The sequence below is a fragment of the Trabulsiella odontotermitis genome (assembly GCF_001188485.1).
Classification (GTDB): Bacteria; Pseudomonadota; Gammaproteobacteria; order Enterobacterales; family Enterobacteriaceae; genus Trabulsiella; species Trabulsiella odontotermitis_A.
The window spans coordinates 14,165-32,877 of sequence record NZ_JNGH01000065.1 but is presented as its reverse complement, the minus strand read 5'-3'; the positions used below and the strand labels follow the sequence as shown (position 1 = coordinate 32,877).

Genomic DNA, 18,713 nt, shown 5'->3' with positions numbered 1-18,713 from the left:
CCAGCGGATGACTGGCTGCCGTCTCCGTTCTGGCCGGGTCACAACAGGAGTGAATGACATGTCAGCCCAAGCAGTAATGACGCGGATCCTCGGTGCACTGTTTTACTATTCCCCCGAGCGTAGCGAAACCCGGGAGCTGTTGCAGTGCCTCCCGACATTACCTTCCCTTTATCCGTGGCGTGAATCAGAGCAAATCGCAAAACTTTGTCAGGAGTGGCCACAGCCTGACGAAGACGCGTTGATCTGGCAGTTTTCAACATTGTTTGAGGGTCAGGGCGAAATGGTCGCCCCACCCTGGGGTTCCGTTTATCTGGAAAGAGATAATCTGTTGATGGGGGAATCCACCGCCCGGTATCGCGAGTTTTTGCAACGTCACGGCATCGCCTTTGATGGCAAACAGAATGAACCGGAAGATCAGTTCGGCCTGATGCTGCTCGCATGGACGGCCCTGATTGAGCGCGGAAACCCGAACGCCGCCGCCACGCTGCTGGAAGTGCATTTGCTGCCGTGGGCGCATCGCTATCTTGAGCTGCTCAAACGCAATGAGATTAGCCCGTTCTATGCCCGCCTCGCCAGGGTAGCGATGCTGTTTCTCAATGATGTGCAGCAGCGAAAAGCGCTGCGGCCGGAGGCCAGACGGCTGTTTTTCTGATGAGCAAATCCGAACGCTATTATCAGGAATACCTTTCTCATCGTCACGTCAGTCGGCGCGGGCTGTTCCGCGCCTTCGCCAGCGCCGCTCGCCAGGTGGCGCCGGAAACGCTATCCGCGTACCCTTCTTTCCCGTTACCACCGGGTGCGCTGCCCGTCGCACAGTTCGTCGCGCTGTGCACCCAGTGCTATCTCTGCATTGACGCCTGCCCGATGGGCATTCTCGACAAACATGAAAGTGGGCTTCCGCAGCTCAATATTCAGTATGCCAGTTGCGACGGCTGCGGCCTGTGCATTGACGCCTGCGATGTCGGCGCGCTGCTGCCGCAAACATCGTTTGATACCGGACTGCGTCCTGTATTTAATGCGAACTGCGTCAACCCGGTTCGCCGCTGCAATCAGTGTGTGGACAGCTGTTCGTCACAGGCGTGCTCTGTGGGCGAAACCTGGCTGCCGGAACTCGACAATGATCGCTGCACAGGCTGTGGCGAATGTCTGGTTCAGTGCAATTACGACGCCGTTACGCTAGTGCCTTCTGCCAATTGAAAAACAACAGGATAATCCCCTGGACTTTCCTCAAATTGTCACTTGCCTTGCAGAAAACTTCAGTTACAATACCCAACATGTAGTACCATTTGTGACGTAATGACGCTACATCTAGCATTTCCTTGATAAACATGTGCTTATAGCGTGCCAGTGGCTATTTTCACATTGAGGAGGTACTGCCATGCGTACAGATGTCATTTCACACGGCAAAAACGATCAAATGATGCGGCTCGCTCTTGAGCTCGTCAGCACTGAGTTGAAACGGAAAGTGACCATCCCGGCACTGACGGGCTCAGAGCTGAAACAGCTAATGATGTGGCTTAAAGCGCTGAAGTAAAACCGGCGCTTCCGGAGCCCTCCGTTTTTGGGGTCGCCTGACTCCTGTGCCCTCGTCACCCGCTAAATTTGTGGTTCCATATCGGCCCGGCTCACCCTCAGAATTTCTTTCATTAATAAATCGCCCGCTAATTTATGGAACGCAAAAATAAAAAGAGAGCCATAAGGCTCTCTTTGTTTTTAGCGCTGGGGTATTTTCCCCATTCCCTGTCTTTGTCTTATTTTGCTGCTTTCAGTTGGGCAGTGACCTGCTCCATAGCATCCAGCGCAGGTTTACAGGCCTGCTCCTGAGATTCAGTCGGAAGTGCGGTAATTTGTGTTTTACTTTGCTCAAACTGCGTTTTCAGCGTTTCAATTTGCGCTTTTGCTTCCGGGTGTGCTTTCGCCATTTCAATAAAGTTTTCAACGGAGTCAAAGTACTTCTGGCAAGTCGGACTCACATCAGCAGCATAAGAGGCTGACACAGCAGAAACTAACAACACTGCTAACAATGCTTTTTTCATAATTCCCTCAGAGATAAAAATAGTGAGTCAGAACACGTCATCCTGACAAATAAAATTCTATTTATATGGATGCGCTATTTCCATGTTTCGTGTCACATTACCTCTTATATAAGTAATACGGGCGTATTCGACCGAATTTAGGAATTTTGATCGCTGATGTTCTGTTTTATAAATAATAAAAACGCAGAAAGAATTAAAAGCGATAAATAATCTTATTCTGACCCCCGTTCTGCTCGCCGGTTTTNNATCCCACGACTGCCGCTTCGTCTTTCAACGCTTATGCCGTCACATGACGCCCCGCGATGATGCGGCTGTAGGTGTAAACGCTCAGCCCGCCCAGGATAGCCACCACGCCCAGCACCGTGAAACCAGGCACATACGAGCCGCTCCAGGATTGCAGATACTGCACAACAAACCCGGCGGTTGTTCCGCCGAGACCTGCACCTACGCCGTTAATCACCCCGGCAGCGGGTCCGACCGCCGATGGCTTGACGCTTGAAGTAATAATCGACCAGATGTTGGTGGTGAAGCAACTGGTGAACCAGGCAATCGCCAGGGTGATCAGCGCCAGCTTGCCGAAAGGACTTTCGATAAACGGCAGCGCAATTAAAAACACCCCGGCCGAGCCCAGCCCGCAGGCGGCAATCAGCCCGCGTTTTTGCGTTTTATCGCTGTACCATGAAACCGGAATCGCCAGCAGAATGGCTAAGAAGTACGGCAGTGCGCTCGCAACCCCTTGCGAAAAACCGCTGAACCCCAGCGACAGCACGGCCATCGGAATAAACAGTGTGATCCCCCAGAACAGCATTCCATTCGCAAAATAGCTGAACACCAGCAGCAGGAATGGTGCGCCACCAAGATCCTGGAAGCTGACTTTGCCCCCGGCCACTTCCGGCTCCGCCACCGGTTCATCAGGCGCTGAGGCGTCGTCCGGTTTGTTTTTCAGGAACGCGAGGAACATCGGCACCACAATAAAGACGCCCATCCCGCCGGTGATATAGAACACCCATTTCCAGCCGAGGTGATCGAAAATCGGCGTCAGGATGATAAAGCCCAGGCTCAGCGCAAGGAACTGCCCATAAAACTGGATCAGGTTAGTGCCGCGCGTAATTTCGTCTTTATTAAACCAGGCTCTGGCAAAACGGAACTGTTGCGGCCAGTAAATCCCCTCCGCAATGCCAAGAATAATACGGAAGGCAATCAGCAGCGCCGCCGAGGAGATCCATGCGGTCATGATCTGGACGACTGACCACAGGAACACCATAGTGACAATGGTGATTTTGGGATTCAGACGGTTCGCCAGGAAGCCGCCGAAGAAATTCGCCAGCGCATAGCCAATCAAAAACCCGGTCAGCGCCAGGCTTTTCGTTGCCGCACCATCAATGCCGAGCTCTTTCTCCATGCCGGGCAGCGCGATAGAGAGATTGGAACGATCAAGGTAGGCGACAAACAGCCCCACCATCAGCGTGACGCCAATTCTGAACCATTTCGATGTAAACATTTTTCTCTACCTTATTTCAGCGCGTAATGGTCAAGCATGTCAGGATCGACCTCGATGCCCAGTCCGGGTTGATGGGGCACCGTCATTACCGGGCCAATTTTCAGATCGGTTAACGTGTCGCGGAAGATATTCGGCGCGCGATCAAGCTCCAGCCGGGCCGGCTCTTTCGCCATCCGCGGTACCGCCGCCGGGAGCGCTGCCATCACGTGCAGCGTGGCGGCGAGCGAAATGCCCGAGCCCCACTGGTGTGGATAACACTCGACGCTATAAGTAGTGGAAAGCGCGGCAATGTTGAGAATTTCGCTGATGCCGCCGCAGGCAGCGACATCCGGCTGGACGATATCCACGCAGTCGGCCTCGAGGAAACGGCGGAAACCAAAGCGGGTGAATTCTGACTCCCCGGCGGCGAGCTTCATCGGGAATTGCTGTTTGAGCTGGTGATAAGCTGCCGTGTCGTCAGGCAAAACCGGCTCTTCAAACCAACTGATGTCGTATTGCGCAATGGCCTGAGCAAATTTCAGCGCTTCGTGGGTGGTATAGGCGCGATTCGCATCCACGGCGAGCGTGGCGTTCGGGCCAATTAATTCGCGAACCCTCGCGACGCGTTTAATATCTTCCGCCAGCGTTAAGGCACCCACTTTCATTTTGAAATGCTGATAGCCTTCATCCAGCCCGTTTCTGGCATCGATCGCTATTTGCCGGAAGTCATCCGTCGGCGAATAATAAAAACTGGAGGCATAGGCCGTGACAGGCGTTTCAAGGTCGGCGCCCAGCAGTTCGGCAATCGGCTTGCCGGTGGCTTTGCCAAAAATATCCCACAATGCGATATCAATTCCCGACAGCGCGGTAATGGCGATACCTTTTCGGCCAAATTCCCGCGTCCGGTTGTACATCTCTTCCCAAATCACCCGGCGCTGCAGCGGATTTTTGCCTGTCAGTAACGGCGCAAACAGTTCGTTAATCAACGCGGCATTAGCCTGCGCGGGACCAAAACATTCACCCCAGCCAGTGATGCCTTCATCGGTTTGCACTTCGACGATACAAATCGCCCGTTTATTCCAGAACCATTGCGACATACCAAATTTCTCTGGCAGTTCGTCTGTTATTACCCTGGTGTTAATGGATTTAATTTTCATCATATCCTCTTGTCTGTCAGGCGGTTTCCCTGACAATCAGTGAAAATGGTAAGAGCGTGATTCGTGCTTCATGGCTCTCATTTTCTTTGCGCAGTGTTGTTATTATTTTTTTCGCCGCCGTGCAGCCAATGTCATATGTCGGTTGCGCCACCACGGTAAGCGGATTTTTGAGGATCTCTGACCATTCGGTTTCATCAAAACCGATTAACGAGAAATCCTCCGGGATCCGCTTGTTGAGCGCTTTCGCGCCCTGCACCACATGCAGCGACAGCAGCCCGTTCCCCGTTATAAGGGTGTGATTTTTCGTGGAACTGGCGGTCAGCGTTTCCAGCGCAGTGATGACATGCTCGCGGTCGATAACATCAAATGTGATGCATTCAAAAGCGATATGCGAATACGCGCTTAACGCCGCAAAATGTTCGAAGCTTTCTACTCTCTCGATTCGCGGCGATACGTTCCCCGGTGTTGGCGTCAAATAGGTGACACGGCGGCAGTCGGTATTCAGCAAATGCTCAAGCGCCAGCGTGACTCCCTGGGCGTTATCTGCCGCCACGCTGTTGATATTGCTGTTTTTAATTTTCCTGCCGATTAATACGACAGGGTGTTCCAGGGAAATCCCTTTAATAAACAAATCGTTCTCCCCGGTGGTGTTGAGAATAAACCCATCAACACCGCGGTTAACCATCTCTTCAATATAATTACGTTCTCTGGCTCCGGAGTTTTTCGCGTCGCAGATAAAAATCTTGTACCCTTCCTGCGAGCAATACTCCTCGATACCCCGCAATACGTCCATGGAGTACGGGTTAAAAATATCCGCCATAATAACAGCAATGGTTTTACTCTCCTGACTGCGTAATGACCGTGCAATGTTATTCGGTTGATAGCCAAGGCTCGCAATCGTACTGGCAATTTTCTCGCGGGTACTTTCACTCATCGACTGATATTTGCCGTTAAGAAAGCGGGAAATCGTTGCCGTCGATACACCAGCCATATTCGCAACATCTTTTATTAGCAGTTTCTTTTTCATGTTTTTCATTTTAGGTAATCGATTACCTAAAATATACAACGAGGCAGAAAGGTGTCTGTGATTTTGATCGCAGATCGGGGAATGATGATGAACGGGCGGACTGACAACCGGCATGAACAGCGGTGCGAAGCGGATTATTATTTCTCTCAGCTTCTTCAGGGTTATTTACAAAAAATGAGTTTTATCTTATGGTTACCTTCCGTTTTACTTTATTGCATTTGATGACGCCATTTCCCGGTGGGAAACGTGGTGCGTCTTATAAGGGATAGCGTTTTGCTCCATTTAGTACTTAAAGGAAATTAAAGCATCATGGTCAAAAAAATAATCTTAAGTTCCCTCTGTGTTAGCGCCTTATTTCTCAGCGGATGCGCGAAAGAGTCCTCGCGCTCTGTCGAAGTCGCAAAAGTCACTTCTTATCAAACAGCATGGCAGGGTCCGCGCAGTCCGATCTCTGTCGGGAAATTTGATAACCGTTCCAACTATATGAACGGTATATTTTCTGATGGTGTCGATCGGTTAGGAAATCAATCAAAAACGATTTTGCTCACCCACTTACAGCAAACTGGCCGTTTTAATGTGCTGGATCGCATGAACATGGAAGAGATCAAAACCGAAGCGGACATCAGCGGCAAAACTCAGCAACTGAAAGGTGCGACTTATGTTATTACCGGTGACGTAACGGAATTTGGCCGTAAAGAGACCGGTGACAGAGCGCTGTTTGGCATTCTGGGCCGTGGCAAATCGCAGGTGGCTTACGCGAAAGTCGCCCTGAATGTGGTCAACGTAAAAACGTCCGAAGTTGTTTTCTCTTCGCAAGGGGCCGGTGAATACGAGCTGTCTAATCGTGAAATTCTTGGCTTTGGCGGTACCGCCAGCTATGACTCCACGCTGAACGGCAAAGTGTTAGATCTCGCCATTCGTGAAGCCGTTAATAATCTGGTTGCCGGTATTGAGAACGGTAGCTGGAATCCGACAAATACAAATTAAAAAGGAATTGATAATGGCACATTTAAACAGGATCGCTTTTGGTGCGGCCATATTGTTGCTCGCAGGGTGTGCATCTAACGCGCCGCAGAAGATGTATACGTGGGAGGGTTATCAGGATTCGGTTTATCACTACTATACGAATAAAACCAGCCAACAGGAGCAAATTTCCGAATTGCAAAAACTGGTTGAAATATCCCGGGCAAGCAATAAGCCGGTTCCACCAGGCGTGCATGCGCAACTGGGCATGCTCTACAGCAATACCGGAAATAGCGGACTGGCGATGGCCGAATTTAATGCCGAGAAAACGCTGTATCCGGAATCGGCTTCCTATATTAATTTCCTGACAGCTAAAAAATAAAAGGGATAAACGATGAAAGGATTATTTGCACTCTTCACCCTGGCGTTTACTCTGCTGTTAACGGGGTGCTCCACCAATAATAAACAACTTACTGATTACTCTGCCTTCCGGGAAAGCAAACCACGCAGCATTCTGGTACTCCCGCCGAGGAACCAGTCACCTGACGTCAATGCCAGCCACAGCTTCCTGAGCGGCGTGACCATGCCGCTGGCCGAGTCCGGCTATTACGTGTTCCCGGTAGCCGTCGTGGAAGAGACGTTTAAACAAAACGGGGCGACCAACCCGGACGACATCAGTACTATCCCACTGAAAAAACTGCACGATATCTTTGGCGCCGATGCGGTGATGTACATCACCATCACGGATTACGGCACCTCATACCAGGTCATTAATAGCGATACGCGTGTAACGGCAACGGCACGCCTTGTCGATTTACGCACCGGTAAAGAGTTGTGGAAAGGTGGCGCCACGGCGTCTACCAATGAAGGCCAGGATAATAGCAGTGGTGGGTTGCTGGGAATGTTGTTAACGGCCGCGGTGTCGCAGATTGCCGATTCGGCAACCGAGAAAGCGCATGACATCGCTCAGGTGACCAGCGCCCGCATGCTTAGCGCAGGGACTAACGGCGGTCTGTTATATGGCCCTCGTTCGCCAAAATACGGTCAGACCGCGCTGTAATCGTTTTCTTCACAGGCCGTCTGTCTCTGACGGCCTTATTTACGCCCGATCTCCGTCACCCCGCCGTTTTTCTTATACTTTTCCGGTAACGACACGTACCGGTTCGCCAAGCTCTTTAGCAAAGACGGCGAGAAAATGGTCGCTGAAGCGGGCATTAATATTCCAGAACTGAAAACTCAGATTGCTGAAACCCCAGACAGGCTCCGATTTGAACGCCGGCAGTGGGGAAGATTGCTGGCACTGCGGGCAGATAACATCATCGTTCCCTTCAGCATTCCACCAGGTTTCAATGAGATCGTAGTATTGTTCACCAATCTCCTGACCGCAGACCGGGCAGGTTGCTGAGACAATGCCTCCCTGCCCGCTGTGATGAACCACCTTTAATTCATCAGCAACATCAATTGCCAGATAGCCATACACCTGCTGATCGCAGTGGTCGGCAACCCAGGTAAAAAGCGGCAAATCTTCAGGCAAAATAATCTCTGCCGTCTTTTTAGTGAGCCGGTATCCCAGCTCACGGGTCAGAATACAGCCCGGAAGCGGGCTTCCAACCCACGCTTTTTCCCGCAGCCAGGAAAGCATCCGTTTGCCCAACGCCCGCGCCTCTTCTTCAGGGATCATCACGCGTTCAGGGACAATGATGGTGAAACTATCGCTCATAGTCACTCCGTTCTGCCTGCTTTAAATTCAGGATCGTGGCCTGTCGAAAGAAATATTCTTATTTTTACGCATTATGCCATTGCCGCTTTGGCACAAGTGCCTAAATATCCCTATAAAAAGCAATGTTACCCCGTCCGGCACAGATCAGTCACACATATTTACATTTTGAAAAACCTATTTTATAGTTCAAATGCCGCTCTGTGTTGGCATACCTCTTTTTTCTAAGGATAAGAAAATGAAACAAATTCTGGGTTTTGATTACCTGTTGACGCCGAAACTGATGGTATTTTTGTACTGGCTGTCTATGGTTCTGATCGTGTTGGGCGGCGTTTTCGCTATGATTGGCGGTGAAGTGCTTCGGGGCATCGGTGCCATTATTTTTGGCATGATCGGCTGCCGGGTAATGTTCGAACTGATTATGATCGCATTTAAAAATAATGAATATCTGCGTCGTATCGCGGAAAATTCTGATAAAGCGGCACAGTAAGCATATCGATCACTGCAGAGCGTTAACTGCGGAATAAATAAAAATAAACGATGAGTAAGTGGCCATAAAATAGTGCCGGGCTGGCAAGGCCCGGCATTTTATTATGCGGCGTCGGCCAGGACAAACATGCCGTACGGGTGAATTTCAAGATAATACTGTTCGCCAACGTCAGGCTGCAGTCGCGTGGCGTTAACCTGCAGCAAAATATCCTGATCGTGCCATTTCACCCTGACCTCATACTGCGGTCCCATGTAGGCTACGTGCTGTATCACACAGCGCTGACTCTCCTCGCCGCGATCACTTAAGGTGATCGCCTCAGGGCGGACCCCCACGGTGCCTGCGCCCTCAGCGTCAAAGTGCGCCGGACGCGGCAGGCGGTAACCGTAGACGTCAACGTAATCCTGACTGAAGGTTGCCGGGAAAAGGTTCGCGTCGCCCATGAAACTCGCCATAAAGCGTGACGCGGGCTGGCGGTAGAGATCCTGTGGCGAGCCGATTTGCATAATATGCCCCTTGTTCATCACCAGCACGGTGTCAGAAACCGCAAAGGCTTCGCTCTGGTCGTGAGTGACATACAGCGAGGTAATATCAAACTGCTTTTGCAGCTCGCGGATCTTGTCGCGCATGCTTCGTCTGAGGTTGGCATCAAGATTACTTAACGGCTCATCAAACAACAGCACTTTCGGTTTGAGGATTAGCGCCCGTGCCAGCGCCACGCGCTGCTGCTGGCCGCCGGAGATCTGATCAACATAACGGTCTTCGAACCCCTCCAGATCCACCATCGCCAGCGCCTCTTTCACCCGCGCTTTCACATCGCTACGCGACACGCCGAGCATTTTCAGGCCATACCCCACGTTTTCACCGAGCGACATATGCGGGAACAGGGCATACGACTGGAACACCATGCAGATATCACGCTGTTGAATAGAACGGTGAGTGACATCTTCACCATCAATAAAAATCTGCCCTTCGCTCGGTTTTTCCAGCCCCGCGACCAGACGCAGAATCGTGGTTTTTCCGCAGCCGGACGGGCCAAGCAGCGTCACCATCTGCCCCTGCGGAATGGTGAGATTGATATTGTCGATAACCGTGTTGCTACCGAATCGTTTGGTGACGTTGCGCAGTTCAACAAAATTTTTCTGACTCATAGTGCGCTCCATTACGCCTGGTTTTTGGCTTTTGAACGGGAGATACGTGCTTCCCCGATCAGCCAGTCAAAGATGAAAATAATCGCCAGCATCACCACGATCAGAATTGAACCGTAGGCGATCGCCACGCCGTATTCGCCGTCTTCCACGCGGTTCAGAATGTAGGCCGTGGCCACGCGGGTATCTGGTGTGACGAGGAACACAATGGCGCTGACGGTGGTAATGGCGCGCACAAAGCTGTAGATCAGCGCGGACAAAATTGCCGGGCGCAGCAGCGGCAGTAAAATGTGCGTGATGGTACGCAGCGAACCGGCACGCAGGCTGAGCGACGCTTCATCGAGGGATTTGTCGATCTGCCCTAAGCCGGCGATCCCGGCACGAATACCCACCGGCACGTTACGCATCACCATGGAGATAATCACGATGGCAGCAGTCCCGGTGAGGTACACCGGCGCGCTGTTGAACGCGAGAATATAAGAGACGCCCGCCACGGTGCCCGGTACGGCAAAGCACAGCATGGTGGTGAACTCGATGGTCTTTTTGCCCCTGAACTGCTGGCGAACCACAACCCAGGCGATCAGCAGGCCGAAAGCAGCGGTGATCGGTGCGGCAATGCCCGCATAGAGTAAGGTATCGAGCAGCGAAGGCCATGCGCCGTCGCTCATTCCCTGGCCAAACAGCTTGATGAAATTATCCAGCGTCAGGGTGTAGTCCACACCCCAGTTGACGGTAAAGCTGCCGTAGAAGATGCTGCCGTACAGCAAGGCGTTGAAGGCGATCCACACCGCCAGTATGACGATCACGCTCCACACCAGCGTCACCGGCAACGGCTGGACGTCACCACGATACGATTTACCGGACACCGTGACGTAAGAGCGTTTGCCAATCCACATATACTGAACGCAGAACACCAGCAGCGAGAACAGCAGCAGGAACACGCCGAGGGTACTGGCAGCCTGATAATCGAGCTGTGAACCGGTAATGTAGAAGTAAATTTGCGTCGCCAGGACGTCGAAGTTACCGCCGAGCACCAGCGGGTTACTGAAGTCGGCCAGCGACTGCACCACCACAATCAGGAAAGCGTTCGCCAGGGCGGGTTTCAGCAGCGGGACAAACACGCCGTTAAAGGTCTGCCAGCGGCTGGCACGAAGAGTATACGAGGCCTCTTCCAGCGAGGGATGAATGGTTTTGATCGCGCCGTCAAGGATCATAAACGCCATGGGGGTAAACGCCAGTACCTGCGCCAGCCAGATGCCGGTAAAGCCGTACAGCCAGTTAGTGTTGGTCAGGCCGAACCACTCCACCATCAACTCGGTGACGTAGCCGGAGCGCCCCATCATCAGCGTAACACCTAAGCCCACCACAAACGGCGGGGTAACAATGGGCAGAATTGAGAAAATGCGACCGATAATAGCGCTACGTCTGGCGATGCGGGTGGTGTAAATCGCCAGCACCAGGCCAAAGAAGGTACATCCTACGCCCACCGCAACAGACAACGCGATGGAGTTCAGGATGACCTGAATGATATGCGCCTGCGACAACACGGCCGTAAATGCCAGCGGGGCGAACTCCCCTGCGCTGTTGGTGAACATCGGAATGAAAATCGCGATGCTCGGCCAGACGATAAAGATGCCGATTAACGCCACAATCGTGACCAGCGAACCGATCACAAAACGGTCACCGCCCAGCCATTCGAGGCGAGTCAGCGCCAGCGTCATGATGGCGCCCAACTCGACAAACAGCACGATGGTCGCGTAGCCTAACCCGCGCCCTTCAACAGTCGCGCTGATGGCAATAAACGCCATGCAGACAAACGCCCACCCCGCATCAAAATAATGACGGCGACGCTGTTCACGCCGGGCTTCATGCATCGGACGAATCAATAACAGCCCCGGCAGCAGATACCATAACCAACTGATATTGACCTGAGACCAGCCATACGCCTCGAAAATTTCGTCGCGCGTCGATTCCAGCAGGCCGTAATCCAGGCTCCAGCTCGGCAACAATGCGAAGGCCAGCCAGCCCAGTAAAACCCACAGGAATATCGCATCCCACTTTTTGGTGGGATGGAGTGCAAGTGTGTGTGACATACGTTTTCCGGTGTGTAAGGGAGGCCCGGTAAGCACAAGCGCCACCGGGCATTAACCGCCAGTGTGAGCTTATTTACCCATCTTCACGTCGCTAACCCATTTATTGATCAGCGACTTACGGACATCGGTCGAGCCGTATTTGTCCATGTCGTAGTTGATGAGCTTCAGGCCGTCGAGCTTCAGCGAGTTCGGCGACGTTTCTGCAGTGGTGTTGGTCAGGATCTGATAAGACTTGCCTTTCTTCCACGCCAGTTCCTGCGCCTCTTTTGACAGCACCCAGTCGACGAACAGTTTGGCATTGTCGAGGTTACGCGCGCCTTTCAGAATGCTGACGCCGCCAATTTCATACCCGGTGCCTTCGCAAGGAGAGATCAGCTCCAGCGGGGCGCCCTGCTCTTTTTCCAGCGAATAATCATGCAGGAAACCGATGCCGATGGCCGTTTCGCCACGCGCCGCGTTACGCGCCGGGGCGATGCCGGACTTGGTATACTGTGAGACGTTTGCGTTCAGTTTTTTCAGGTAATCAAAAGCCTGATCTTCCCCCCACAGCTGGGCGAAGGTTGCCAGCGCGGTGTACGCGGTGCCGGAACTTTGCGGATCGGCAATCTGAATTTCACCTTTGTATTCCGGTTTGATCAGATCCTTCCAGCATTTTGGAACCGGCAGATTTTTCTCTTTCAGACGTTGAGTGTTGATACCAAAACCGAGAATGCCGACATAGACCGCTGACGAGTAGTTGCCTTTTACCTTCGCCGGATCGCGGAACTGCGCCATCACCTGCTCAAGGTTGGGGGATTTGTACGGTTGTAGCAGCCCCATTTCACCGGCCTGAGACTGCGGATCGAGCGTACCGCCATACCAGACGTCCGCCTGCGGGTTTTTCTTCTCGGCATCGACCTTCGCCAGCGTGCTGCCGGAGCCGTTACGGATAAACGACGTTTTCACGTCATATTTATCACCAAAGGCTTTCGTTTCGGCTTCACACATTTCGTTGGTGGCACTGCAATAAACCACCAGACGGCCTTTCGCCTGCGCGGCACCGCTCAGGGTGGCCAGCGCAATGCCGGAAGCAATCAGGGTAGTGACCAGCGTTTTTTTCATTGTTTTATCCTTTGACCGGGAGAGGTTGTAATGCCCGCCATCAGTAGCGGCATCAGCAATAAACCCATTAGTACCGCAGCGACCGAGAGTAAACTGAACATCCCCGACCAGCCGCAGCGTTCAATGACCAGCGACAGAGGCCAGCCCGCCAGCGCTGCTCCCAGATAGGCGAACAGGCCGAGAAAACCGGTGATGGAACCCGCCGCCGCTTTGTGTCCACACTCCACCGCCGCGAGACCAATCAACATTTGCGGGCCAAAGACAAAGAAGCCCACCGTAAAAAAACAGACCGTCAATAACGGATAGTGATGAACCGGCGCCAGCCACAGCGCGGCGACAGACACCATCAGCCCCAGCGTGAACAACAAAATCATCGGTGCCCGCTGACCGCTGAACAGCAGATCCGAGCCCCATCCGGCAAACAGCGCGCCGAGCAAACCGCCTATCTCAAACAGCATCACTGTGGAGTTGGCACCGATCAGGTTGACGCCATGGCTTTCCGTCAGCCAGATATTGCCCCAGTCGTTGAGCGCAATACGGATCAGATACACCAGCACATACGACACACCCAGCAGCCAGATCATCGGGTTCTTCAGTATCGTGGCGCGTAACATCTGCCACGACCCCATGAGCGGGCTCTGCTGCTCCTGCCGGAGCTCCAGCGGATCGTTACGCCAGGTGCCGACGGTCGGTAATCCTTCTTCCGTTGGCGTGCCTTTCAGTTGCAGCGTTAACCAGACGCCTAACGCCATACTGATGATCCCCGGCGTCAGCATCGCCGCCTGCCAGCCCCACCAGTGCGCGGCAAAGGCGCTAATCAAGGGGATAATCGCCCCGCCGATGTTGATCGACATATTCCAGCATCCCCACCAGAAGCCGCGCTCGTTGCGCGAGTACCAGTGCGTCAGCAGTCGGGCGCAAGGAGGCCATCCCCAGCCCTGAAAAAATCCGTTCAGTGCCCAGACCGTCAGCAGCAGCGTCAGCGATTCACCAAAAGCGAAAACGATGTTCAGCACACCGGTGGCGAACAGACCCGCGCCCATAAACCAGCGCTGACCGTGGCTGTCATGCCACAACCCGGCGGCAAATTTCGACAGGCCGTAGGTCAGATAAAACAGCGATCCCATCAGACCGATATCGCCTTTATCCAGCCCTAAATCCGTTTGCAGCGCCGGGAGTATGTAATTGACACTTTTACGCGTCAGGTAAAACGCGGCATAGCCAATTACCATGCACATCAGCAGGCGCGGACGTAACGCCCGGTAGCGTTGATTTACTTCAGTTGCCGAGGGTGCGCGCATAGCCGTCTCCGTTTTGCTGACTATAAGAAAGTGAAACCGAAAGGAGATGAGAGAAAGTCCAGAGCGACTAAGACTTTTTCCTGGTTAGCCGCTGATTTGTTGCAAATTTGTGGGCAGGTTAACAATTACCCGCGTGCCGCTCTGCGATTCCAGCGTCAGTTCACCGCCGAGGGCGCTGATCCGCTCGCGCATGCCCTGGATACCAAAGCCGGTCATTTTGCCGGGGACAATCCCCACGCCGTTATCCTTCACTTCAAGGTGAATTAATGCCCCCTGCTGGCGCAGGACAATGGCGACATCACTGGCGTCGGCATGTTTGCAGACGTTGTTGAGCAACTCCTGTAATAATCGGTATAGCGTGAAGCGGAGCGTTTCGCTTTCAGGCGTGATGGTCAGCTGATAGTCAAACTGGCAACGAATGCCGCGTTCGTCAAAAGCAAACTCGTTTAGCAGGTGATGCAGCGCCTCTTCAAACGACAGCTCATCCAGCGCGGGCGGGCGTAACTGGCGCAATAGCTGGCGAGTGGAGTGGTGAATGCGGCGGGCAATATCATTGATCTGCCCGGCGGCGGCCTGAATTTGCGCCGGATCGTGCGCCCGTTTTACTAACTGCGACTGGATCTGAATGGCGGTGATGTTCTGACCGATTTCGTCGTGTAACTCGCGCGCCAGGTTTTTGCGGGAGTCCTCTTCGGTGTGGATCAGCTTTTCGGTGAGCGCCCGCCGGGCCACCAGCTCCGCCTCCAGCCGCTGCCGATAGTGGTGAAGATTTTGCGCCAGGTGTTGCTGACGGCTGATGGCGATCCCCAGCCCGATGCCAAGCAACGCCTGAACGGCCAGGAAGATCTCCAGCTCGATCAGGTTACTGAACCCCACGCCGACCTGACGGGCGATGGTGATCATCATGCTACCCAACAGGCCAGAGAGCACGCCGCCCTGCCAGCCAAATTTCCACGCCATCACCACGTTGGGCAGGAACACCACGATCAACAGCAGACGCTCAATTTCCGGCGACAGCACCATCTGGGTGCCGATGCCGATAACAAAGAACAGGCTGCACCAGATAATTAACGACGTGCGCAGCGGCGGGTTATTGGTATCCAGCCCCAGCAGATGGTAGCGATGCTGCTGGCGCAGGAACTCAAAGATCAGGTAGACGAACGGAGTCAGCAGTACGCCACCGGTAAACGAGGCCAGCCCGAGCAGCATCGCCGGGCTTTTCACAAACGGGGAAAGCAGCGCCGTGTTCAGTAACGAGGTGATGGTGACGATCGCCAGCAACAGCGTCAGCCGCTGCCAGTAAAGGGGAAAACGGTGCCAGAAGCTCTGCGCGAGGCTGGCGGGGATCAGACTAATCAATGGCGCGGCCAGCACCGCGACGCCAGGGAGTAATTGTTCGCTATGCAGCCAGAGCAGCATAAGTATGGGCGGCAGGACCAGCGCGGGCCAGTAACGCCGGGAAAGCAGGATCAGCAACGCCAGATAGACACCATGCGGAAGAAACAGCGCCGCCTGCTGGCCATTACGGGTCAGATAAAAGCCAAGCGTCCACAGCATCAGCCACCCTGCGCCCCAGGCCAGCACGATAAACAATGAAATCACCCCGTGGCGAAGGCTTCGCGACATCAGTGCCCCGCCAGCAACTGATGGTTGAGCGCGAAATGGACCAAGTCGATCGTGCTCTGGCACTGCAGTTTGCCCAGCACGTTGGCACGATGCACATGGACCGTTTTATGGCTGAGATCAAGTTTGTAGGCGATCTCTTTGACGCTGTCCCCTTTGACCAGTAAATCAAACACTTCACGCTCACGCGGGGTGAGGACTTCCAGCACCTGCGCGGGTTGTTTTCCGCCGCGCAGGGCCCGCAGCGCGTCAGCACACAGATAATGTCCGCCCATGCCAACGGAGCGGACCGCCTGCACCAGCTCTTCCGGCCCGCAGCGTTTGGTCAGATAACCACTGGCGCCAGCATCCAGCGCGCTCTGAACAAAGGTGGGCGTATCGTAGATGCTAAGGATAATGGCGCGGAACTGCGGTTTTTGCGTACGCAGACGCTTCAACAGGCTCAGGCCGTTTTCGTCCGGCATCGCGATGTCCAGCACCGCGACGTTAACGTCATTGCGCAGTAATGCCGGCCAGGCCTCCGCCGCACTGCTGTACTGACCTGCGACATCAATATCGTCTTCAAGACTGAGCAATTGCGCAAAGCCGGAGCGCACCACTACATGGTCATCGACCAGCACCACACGAATCATGTTGATACTCTCTTACCGATTAATGCTTCTATGATGCCTGTCAACGCTGCGCTGGCAACCCATCAAATGCATTTATGGAATGAATGTAACAAAACGGTAATAGAGGGAAAATGGCGAGGTTTTTGAAGAAAAAAGTCGCTGCAACCTCCGTCGCAGCGACTTTCCCTTTTACCGGTTCAGTGAATTCAGGAAATCCACAACCGCTTGTTTCTTCTCTGGTGCGATAGCCAGCAGATCATTAACGACTGCATTGGGCGGAATTAACCCCAGACCGACAGCGACAAACATCCAGTTAACGACATGGAACATGCCGCGGCGGCCATAGAGCAGGTAGCTTTCAACGTCGAGCAAGCGCGGAGCGCGAACCTGTATGCACTCTTTAAATGCGCGATAGTTCTCGGTCAGTGGCGTTTTGGCGACGTCCTGCCAGAATTCGGTATCCCGGCGCGGGCAGTCATAGTGCATGCGCAGGAAATCCAGGATCTCCATCCACGACACAAAGTTTGATTCGTTAAATTCTCGAATTGCGTTATCGGAAACCACGCCCTGACTGGCAACCAGCACGCGGGTAAAGTTACGCACCACCTCAATCATCTGGCCGATCGAGGTCGCTTCCAGCGGCTCAACGAAACCGGACGCCAGACCGACGGTCAACACGTTACCCACCCAAACCTGACGATAGCAGCCTGGCTCAAACTTAATCACGTTCTGTTGCGGCGTGATCTCATAGCCGAGATAGTCTTTAATCTCCTGCAACGCATCGTCGTCGGAAATATGTTTGCTGCTATAGACATAGCCCGCCCCTACCCTGTCGACCAACGGGATCTGCCACATCCAGCCAGACTTCATCGCGATCGCGCGACTTACCAGATACGGGTTCTTCAGTGGATGCGGCATGTAGAACGGCAACGCGCGATCCAGCAACAGATAATCCTTAAAGGAATACCACTCGCTGGGCACCACTTTGCCAATGACCTTACGCGCCAGTCCGGTTGCATCGACCAGGAAATCCAGCTCGATCTTCTCTTTTTCTTCGGTGACTAATGCCGTGACATGCCCCTTTTCATCCGTCTCAACATGTTCAACAATCACATCCTGATGAATGATGTTGCGCGACAGCGCAATCTTTTTAAGGTATTTGGCGATCTTGTAGCTGTCGAAATGGAAGGAGTTAATGATGTCGACGGCCTGGTTATTCAGCGCGTTTCTGGCCTCTTCCTGACTGGCATTATTAACAATCAGATCGAATCCTTTGAGGTACGAGGTCAGCGGAATACTGTTATTAATCATGGCGGAGAATAACGGGTAATGCCCCATTTCCTCCCATTTTGACGCGGATCCCGTGGCGGACGCGAAAGGATGGTAGTATTTATCGTCCCTTTCACCGGTACGCCAGCCCTCGTAGCAGAAACCCCATTTGAAGGTCGCGTTGGTTTCCCGGACAAATTCATTAAAATCGATATCAACAGAATGCAATGCGGCCTGGAAATTCAACAGGCCGCCTTCCCCGACGCCAACAATCCCTATTTCTGTGGATTCCACAACACGAATTTCCACATTGGCGCTGAATAATTTTCGCAATGATAACGCCGTATACCAACCCGCCGTCCCGCCGCCCAGAACAACAACCCGCTTGATACCTTTCAAACTCAGCATAACGCCTCCATGACAAACACCGTCGGAAAAACTTTCGTCGTCGTTTTTTTATCTGAGCACGCGATATTTCCACTCAGTATGGCGTCGACTATAACGTAACGTCCGGAGAATCGTTAAAATGCGCATCACTGTATTCAGCGCGCACATGACTATAAGATCTAAGTAATTACTATGTTCTTATGACACGCATCATCATGATTTTACTGTTTTTTATGAGCGCTCTGGAGAAATCAAATCAACGTATTTGAGGGAAAAAGAGAAACCGCAAAAATCATTAAGGGAAAATAAGGAT

Annotated in this window: 19 protein-coding genes; 7 read left to right on the top strand and 12 right to left on the bottom strand. The window is 53.1% G+C overall.

The features are described from left to right. The first annotated feature begins 58 nt into the window (after positions 1-58). From GM30_RS05760 to GM30_RS26025, 3 genes are all read left to right on the top strand, one after another. The gene (locus GM30_RS05760) at positions 59-652 is read left to right on the top strand and encodes a molecular chaperone TorD family protein (RefSeq protein ID WP_049847849.1); all 594 of its coding nucleotides are present in this window, start codon (positions 59-61) and stop codon (positions 650-652) included. Then, positions 652-1,197, top strand: coding sequence for a 4Fe-4S dicluster domain-containing protein (locus tag GM30_RS23855; protein ID WP_072094043.1), 546 nt, complete (start codon positions 652-654; stop codon positions 1,195-1,197). Before GM30_RS05760 ends, GM30_RS23855 begins: the two co-directional genes overlap by 1 nt. Before the next feature lie 181 nt (positions 1,198-1,378). Beyond that, positions 1,379-1,534: a hypothetical protein gene (locus GM30_RS26025; protein WP_155483930.1), complete on the top strand. Its 156-nt coding sequence runs from the start codon at positions 1,379-1,381 to the stop codon at positions 1,532-1,534. Between the two features lie 217 nt (positions 1,535-1,751). Here GM30_RS26025 and GM30_RS23850 read toward each other — a convergent pair whose 3' ends face one another. The 4 genes from GM30_RS23850 to GM30_RS05740 all read right to left on the bottom strand — a co-directional run bounded on the left by GM30_RS23850 (position 1,752) and on the right by GM30_RS05740 (position 5,700). Continuing rightward, positions 1,752-2,036, bottom strand: a complete 285-nt coding sequence (locus GM30_RS23850; RefSeq protein WP_072092136.1) for a DUF5339 domain-containing protein — start codon at positions 2,034-2,036, stop codon at positions 1,752-1,754. Between the two features lie 277 nt (positions 2,037-2,313). Further along, positions 2,314-3,537, bottom strand: coding sequence for an MFS transporter (locus GM30_RS05750; protein ID WP_049847848.1), 1,224 nt, complete (start codon positions 3,535-3,537; stop codon positions 2,314-2,316). A gap of 11 nt (positions 3,538-3,548) precedes the next feature. Continuing rightward, entirely contained in the window at positions 3,549-4,676 is a 1,128-nt protein-coding gene (locus GM30_RS05745) for a mandelate racemase/muconate lactonizing enzyme family protein (RefSeq protein ID WP_049847847.1), read from the bottom strand. A 13-nt stretch (positions 4,677-4,689) separates the two neighbouring features. Further along, a complete protein-coding gene (locus tag GM30_RS05740; RefSeq protein ID WP_049847846.1) occupies positions 4,690-5,700 on the bottom strand; it encodes a LacI family DNA-binding transcriptional regulator in 1,011 nt (336 codons plus the stop codon). Positions 5,701-6,009: 309 nt separating this feature from the next. On the opposite strand from GM30_RS05740, the gene GM30_RS05735 reads away from it, so the two are divergent. Genes GM30_RS05735 through GM30_RS05725 form a run of 3 tightly spaced genes read left to right on the top strand, consistent with a single transcriptional unit; the run spans position 6,010 to position 7,723 of the window. Further along, positions 6,010-6,687: a CsgG/HfaB family protein gene (locus GM30_RS05735; protein WP_049847845.1), complete on the top strand. Its 678-nt coding sequence runs from the start codon at positions 6,010-6,012 to the stop codon at positions 6,685-6,687. A gap of 13 nt (positions 6,688-6,700) precedes the next feature. Then, complete coding sequence (locus GM30_RS05730; protein WP_049847844.1) at positions 6,701-7,045, top strand: DUF4810 domain-containing protein; 345 nt, start codon at positions 6,701-6,703, stop codon at positions 7,043-7,045. A 12-nt stretch (positions 7,046-7,057) separates the two neighbouring features. After that, the gene (locus tag GM30_RS05725) at positions 7,058-7,723 is read left to right on the top strand and encodes a DUF799 domain-containing protein (protein WP_049847843.1); all 666 of its coding nucleotides are present in this window, start codon (positions 7,058-7,060) and stop codon (positions 7,721-7,723) included. Between the two features lie 72 nt (positions 7,724-7,795). On the opposite strand, the gene GM30_RS05720 is transcribed toward GM30_RS05725, so the two are convergent. Next, positions 7,796-8,383, bottom strand: coding sequence for a hypothetical protein (locus tag GM30_RS05720; RefSeq protein WP_049847842.1), 588 nt, complete (start codon positions 8,381-8,383; stop codon positions 7,796-7,798). A gap of 235 nt (positions 8,384-8,618) precedes the next feature. Here GM30_RS05720 and GM30_RS05715 point away from each other — a divergent pair, with 235 nt between their 5' ends. Continuing rightward, positions 8,619-8,870, top strand: a complete 252-nt coding sequence (locus tag GM30_RS05715) for a DUF4282 domain-containing protein (protein ID WP_049847841.1) — start codon at positions 8,619-8,621, stop codon at positions 8,868-8,870. Between the two features lie 101 nt (positions 8,871-8,971). Here the strand turns inward: GM30_RS05715 and fbpC are convergent, their stop codons facing one another. From fbpC to GM30_RS05680, 7 genes are all read right to left on the bottom strand, one after another. Continuing rightward, on the bottom strand, positions 8,972-10,018 hold the full coding sequence (gene fbpC, locus GM30_RS05710; RefSeq protein WP_049847840.1) for a ferric ABC transporter ATP-binding protein: 1,047 nt from the start codon (positions 10,016-10,018) through the stop codon (positions 8,972-8,974). A gap of 11 nt (positions 10,019-10,029) precedes the next feature. After that, the gene (locus GM30_RS05705) at positions 10,030-12,108 is read right to left on the bottom strand and encodes an ABC transporter permease (protein WP_049847839.1); all 2,079 of its coding nucleotides are present in this window, start codon (positions 12,106-12,108) and stop codon (positions 10,030-10,032) included. 69 nt (positions 12,109-12,177) lie between these two features. Then, complete coding sequence (locus GM30_RS05700) at positions 12,178-13,209, bottom strand: ABC transporter substrate-binding protein (protein ID WP_049847838.1); 1,032 nt, start codon at positions 13,207-13,209, stop codon at positions 12,178-12,180. Beyond that, positions 13,206-14,534 carry an MFS transporter family glucose-6-phosphate receptor UhpC gene (gene uhpC, locus GM30_RS05695; RefSeq protein ID WP_272948268.1) on the bottom strand — a complete coding sequence of 443 codons (1,329 nt, stop codon included), beginning with the start codon at positions 14,532-14,534 and terminating at the stop codon, positions 13,206-13,208. The genes GM30_RS05700 and uhpC overlap by 4 nt, the downstream gene beginning before the upstream one ends. Before the next feature lie 60 nt (positions 14,535-14,594). Then, positions 14,595-16,136, bottom strand: a complete 1,542-nt coding sequence (locus GM30_RS05690) for an MASE1 domain-containing sensor histidine kinase (RefSeq protein ID WP_049847836.1) — start codon at positions 16,134-16,136, stop codon at positions 14,595-14,597. After that, positions 16,136-16,765 carry a response regulator transcription factor gene (locus GM30_RS05685; RefSeq protein WP_049847835.1) on the bottom strand — a complete coding sequence of 210 codons (630 nt, stop codon included), beginning with the start codon at positions 16,763-16,765 and terminating at the stop codon, positions 16,136-16,138. Before GM30_RS05685 ends, GM30_RS05690 begins: the two co-directional genes overlap by 1 nt. Positions 16,766-16,933: 168 nt before the next feature. Continuing rightward, entirely contained in the window at positions 16,934-18,421 is a 1,488-nt protein-coding gene (locus tag GM30_RS05680) for a tryptophan halogenase family protein (RefSeq protein WP_049847834.1), read from the bottom strand. Between the last annotated feature and the right edge of the window lie 292 nt (positions 18,422-18,713).